Below are 972 nucleotides of genomic sequence, written 5' to 3'. Positions count from 1 at the left end.
TCGACGTCGCGACTGGTTGGACCGAGTGCATGCCGCTGGTGACGCGCGAGGGCGGCCTCGTCGTGCGAGCCATGGAGCGCGCACAGAGCCTGTTTCCCTGGGTCATTCGCGGCGCCGATTTCGACAATGACAGCGCATTCATGAACGACGTCGTCGTGCCCTGGTGTCGCGCGCAAAGGATCGAGGTGACACGCTCGCGCGCCTACAAGAAGAATGATCAGGCCTTCGTCGAGCAGAAGAACGGCGCGGTCGTCCGGCGACTCGTGGGATACGGTCGCTTCGATGGTGTCGAGACGACGCGCGTGCTGGAACGTTTGTATGCTGCATCCCGGCTGCACACCAACTTCTTCCAGCCGTCCTTCAAGCTGAAGGACAAGCGACGCGAGGGCGCGAAGGTGATCAAGCGCTATCATGTTCCAGCCACGCCCTATGAACGAGCACTGGCGCATCCGAAGTTGAGCAAAGGCGTCAAACGGCGTCTTCGAGAGCTTTATCGCACGCTCGATCCCGTGGCCCTGCTGGCCGAGATGAGGGACGCCCAGACGGAGCTCGGCACGCGCGTCGGCGCCCGCGCGGGCAAGCTCACGGCAGCAACCAGTCCGCCGGCATCGGCAACGAACGCGGCAGCGTTCGCGAAGAGGCTCGGCAATGAGGTGCATCTGGGGGAGCAGCGCATCATCCATCGGCGCATGCGCAAGCCATACAAAAAGCGCATGAGAATGCCATCGATGCTCGATCCGCACCTCGCCGACATCGAGCGCTGGTTCGCGGCCGAACCTCGTCTGACCGCGCTGGCCATCCTCGATCGTCTCGCCGAACACGCCCCCGAAAAGTTCGGGCCGCCGCAGCACACCATCGTGCAGCGCCTGTTGCGATTACTCAGACGCAACGCAACCGAGGTGATCATCCCGCGCACGGCCGGGGGTACGGCACCTGCCACCATTGGTGATCCCGGGACTGGGGCCGGCGCTG

1 pseudogene is annotated in these 972 nt (G+C 64.3%); it reads left to right on the top strand.

The annotated features are described in order from the left end of the window. Positions 1-29: 29 nt before the first annotated feature. Positions 30-972: pseudogene (locus tag CWO89_RS44540) on the top strand (transposase); the annotation flags it as partial.

Origin of the sequence: Bradyrhizobium sp. Leo170 (assembly GCF_004296405.1) — a bacterium.
In the GTDB taxonomy this organism is placed as follows: Bacteria; Pseudomonadota; Alphaproteobacteria; order Rhizobiales; family Xanthobacteraceae; genus Bradyrhizobium.
Note: the sequence above shows the minus strand (reverse complement) of the source record. Positions and strands in the feature narration are given on the sequence as shown.